General features: G+C 73.9%; 2 protein-coding genes. Both read right to left on the bottom strand.

What is annotated here, in order from left to right:
- Positions 1-57: 57 nt before the first annotated feature.
- Positions 58-1,791, bottom strand: a complete 1,734-nt coding sequence (locus KUTG_RS65510) for a condensation domain-containing protein (RefSeq protein ID WP_052396211.1) — start codon at positions 1,789-1,791, stop codon at positions 58-60.
- Positions 1,785-3,926: an AMP-binding protein gene (locus KUTG_RS59810; RefSeq protein ID WP_052396210.1), complete on the bottom strand. Its 2,142-nt coding sequence runs from the start codon at positions 3,924-3,926 to the stop codon at positions 1,785-1,787. The genes KUTG_RS65510 and KUTG_RS59810 overlap by 7 nt, the downstream gene beginning before the upstream one ends.
- Between the last annotated feature and the right edge of the window lie 25 nt (positions 3,927-3,951).

Here is a 3,951-nt window from a genome sequence, read left to right as displayed (position 1 = left end):
CCGCGACGACCGCGATCGGGTAGTGGGAGCCGCCGTGCGGGCTCAGCCCGGTGACGGTCACGTCCGTCTCGGTGTTGGCCTCCAGCAGGCCGACGTGGTCGACCGGGAACGACTCGAACCCACGAAGGTGTCGAACAGCGGGGCCATGCCGATGGCCTGCTGGATGTCCTCCAGCCCGCAGTGGTGGTGGTCGAACAACGCGACCTGGCGGTCCTGCAGGCGGGTGAGCAGATCGACGAAGGTGTCCGTGGTCCGCCGGGTGACCCGGACCGGCAGCGTGTTGATGAACAGGCCGACCATCGAGTCGATGCCGGAGATCGCCGGCGGCCGCCCGGAGACGGTGGTGCCGAACACCACGTCGCGCTGCCCGGTCAGCTGGCCGAGCAGGACCGCCCAGGCGCCCTGCACCAGGGTGTTGAGGGTGACGCCCAGCTCGGCGGTGCGGCGGGACAGCTCGCGGGTCAGCTCGGGCGTGAGCGGCACGTAGACCTGGCTGACGTCGATGGCGTCGGCCGAGGACGCCGCCGGGGCCAGCAGGCTCGGCTCCGTGACGTCCGCGAACTCGGCCGCCCAGGCCCGCAGGCCGCCCTCGCGGTCCTGACCGGCCCGCCAGTCCAGGAAGTCCCGGAAGCCCCGCACGTGGGGCAGGGCCGAGCCGTCGCCCGCGGCCGCGTAGAGGCGCAGCAGGTCGCCCATGATCAGCGGCACCGACCACCCGTCGAACAGCACGTGGTGCGCGTCGAAGACCAGTTCGGCGCGGTCGGGGGCCAGGGTCACGAGCGTCAGGCGCAGCAGCGGCGGCACGGCCGGGTCGAAGTGCTCGGTGCGGTCCCGGTCGAGGACGTCGGCCAGCTCCTGCTCGCGGCCGGTGAGGTCGAGATGCCGCCAGGGCAGCTCGACGCCGTCGGACACCACCTGGACCAGGTCGCCGTCCTCGGTCGCGGCGAACGCGACGCGCAGGCTGGCATACCGGTCCAGCAGCGCCTGCCCGGCCGCGCGCATCCGCTCCGGGTCCACCGGGCCGGACAGGTGGAAGACCAGCTGGTTCTGGTACGGGTCGTACTGGGCGCCGGCGAGCATGGCGTGGAACAGCAGGCCGCTCTGCAGCGGGGTGAGCGGCCAGAGGTCGGCCAGCGCCGGGTAGCGCCGCTCCCACGCCTCGATCTGCCGCTGCGGCACGGACACCAGCGGCACGTCCGACGGGGTCAGGCCGCCCGCGTCCGGCTCGGACACGTGCCGGGCCAGCGCCGTCAGCGCCGCGCACCACAGGTCCGCCAGCTCGCGCACCGCGGCGCGGTCGAGCACCCCGCGGGGAAAGCTGAACCGGGCCGAGAGTCGCGGCCCCTGGTCGGTGTCGGTGACCAGCGCGTTGACGTCCAATGTGGACAGTGCGGGCATGTCCGGGTTGGGGGCCGCGATCAGCTCGGCGCTGGCGGCGCTGCGCGTCCAGCCGAGACCGCGCAGGTTCTCCGGGATGTCGGCACGGGAGTAGCGGCCGGCGTAGTTGAACGCGACCTGGCCGGTCGGCAGGCCGGCCAGCTCGGCCGCGCCCGCCTCGTCGAGGTAGCGCAGCATGCCGAACCCGATGCCCTTGTCCGGGATGCCGAGCAGCTGCTCCTTCACGGCCTTGACCGCGGCGCCCGCCGCCGGCCCGCCGGTGAAGGCCTCCTCGGCGTCGGCGACCGCCAGCCGGACCGGGAAGACGCTGGTGAACCAGCCCACCGTGCGGGACAGGTCCGCGCCCGGCACGACTTCCTGCTCACGGCCGTGGCCTTCGAGCCGGATCAGCACCGAGTCCTCGTCGACGCCGCGGGCCTGCGCCAGCGCACGATCGCCAACGCCAGCGCCGTCAGCAGGCCGTCGTTGGCGCCGCCGTGAAACGCCTTGGGCACGGCGGTCAGCACCGACTCGGTGACCCACTCCGGCAGCCGCACCCACACGTGCTCCACGGTCGAGGCCACGTCCACCGCGGGGTCGAGCGGACGGCTGCCCAGCAGCGGGTCCGGCCCGTCGGTGATCGCGCGCCACAGCGGCAGCTCCGTGCCGCGCTTCGGCGCCTCCGCCAGCAGCCCGTGCGTCCAGCTCCGCAGCGACATCGGCACCTTGGGCAGCGCCGGGGTCCGGCCCGCGTGCACCTGCTCCCAGGCCATGGCCAGGTCCGGCAGCAGGATCCGCCACGACACGCCGTCCACCACGAGGTGGTGCAGCACGATCAGCAGGCGGCCCGGGTCGAACCAGACGAACTGCGCCATGACGCCGCCGGCCGGGTCCAGTCGCGCGGTGGCCGTTTCCAGTCCCTCGGCGGCGACCTGGTCCCACTGGCCGTCCCAGGTGACCCGGTGCAGCAGCGCGGCCACGTCGACCGCGCCGGGCGCCTCGATCCGCAGCTCACCGTCGACGAGCCGGGACCGCAACGCGTCGTGGTGGTCCAGCACCGCGCGCAGCGTGGCCAGCAGGCCGGCCTCGTCGATGCCGTCGGGCAGGTCGAGCATCATGGACATGGAGAAGCGGTCGAACCCGCCGCCCAGCGCCAGCATGTAGCGGCCCATCGGCAGCAGCGGCACGGTGCCGACGCCGCCGCCCGCCGGCTCGGCCACGGGCTTGACCGCGTCACGATGCGCGGCCGCGGCCTCGGCCAGCCGGGCCACGGTGCGGCTCTGCAACACCTGGCGCGGGGACACCACGATGCCGCGCGACCGCGCCCGGCTCGCCACCTGGATGGAGCGGATGCTGTCGCCGCCGCGGGCGAAGAAGTCGTCGTCGACGCCGACCTGGTCGAGGCCGAGCACCTCGGCGAACACCGCGGAGAGGATCTCCTCCTCGGTCGTGCGCGGGGCCTGGTAGGCAGTGCCGGTGAACTCGGGGGCGGGCAGCGCGGCCCGGTCCACCTTGCCGGACGGCGTCAGCGGCAGCCGGTCGAGCAGGATGAGCACGGACGGCACCATGAACTCGGGCAGCCGGTCCACCAGGAACGCGCGCACCTCGGCCGTGGACAGGCCCTTGGTCAGGTCCACGTTGTGGTGCCGGCTGGCCTCGGCGTCGGTCTCGGACCGGTCCACCGGAACCACGTAGCCCACGAGGTGCCGGGTGCCGGCGAGGTCGTGCGTCGTCACCACGGCCTGCCGCACGCCGGGGTGCGCGGCCAGCACGGCCTCGACCTCGCCGGGCTCGATCCGGAACCCGCGGACCTTCATCTGGTCGTCGTTGCGGCCGAGGTACTCCAGCTGGCCGTCGGCGTTCCAGCGGGCCAGGTCGCCGGTGCGGTACATCCGGTGCCCGGCCGGCCCGAACGGGTCGGCCACGAACCGTTCCGCGGTCGACACGGCCCGCCCGTGATAGCCGCGCCCCACCTCACCCGCGACGTACAGCTCGCCGGTCACGCCCGGCGGCACCGGCCGCAGGCCCGGCCCCAGCACGTAGGCGCGCATGTTGCCCAGCGGCGCCCCGATCGGGGCGCCGCCCGAGGCGTCGTCCGGCACCTCGTCGGACACCACATGGGCGGTCGCGTAGAAGCTCTCGCTCTGGCCGTAGGGATTGACCACCCGCACGCCGGGCAGCACCGCGCGCACCCGCCGCACCAGCGACATCGGCAGCTCCTCGCCGCCGAACACCACACTGTCCGCCGTGGCCTTACCGGCGATGTCGTCGAAAACCTCGGCGAAGACCGAGGGCACCGCGCTGAGCACGCCGCCCGACCAGCTCTCCCGCTCCCCCAGTTCCAGGGCGTCGCGGAGGATCTCGACGGTGGCGCCGCTGGCCAGGCTGGTGACGATCTCGAAGACGGACACGTCGAAGTTGATCGACGAGCCGGCCGCCGTGCGCGTCCCCGGCCGCGGCTGGACCACCCGGGCCAGCGCGGTCACGCCGTTGACCACCCCGCGATGGGTGATCACCGCGCCCTTGGGCTTGCCGGTGGAACCCGTCATAGATGACGAAGGCCACGTTGTCCGG

Origin of the sequence: Kutzneria sp. 744 (assembly GCF_000568255.1) — a bacterium.
Taxonomy (GTDB): Bacteria; Actinomycetota; Actinomycetes; order Mycobacteriales; family Pseudonocardiaceae; genus Kutzneria.
This window is presented reverse-complemented; position numbering and strand designations above follow the sequence as displayed.

Coding starts and splice junctions, on each gene's coding strand:
- KUTG_RS59810 (WP_052396210.1), bottom strand. CDS start 3,926: ATGACGGGTTCCACCGGCAAGCCCAAGGGCGCGGTGATCACCCATCGC.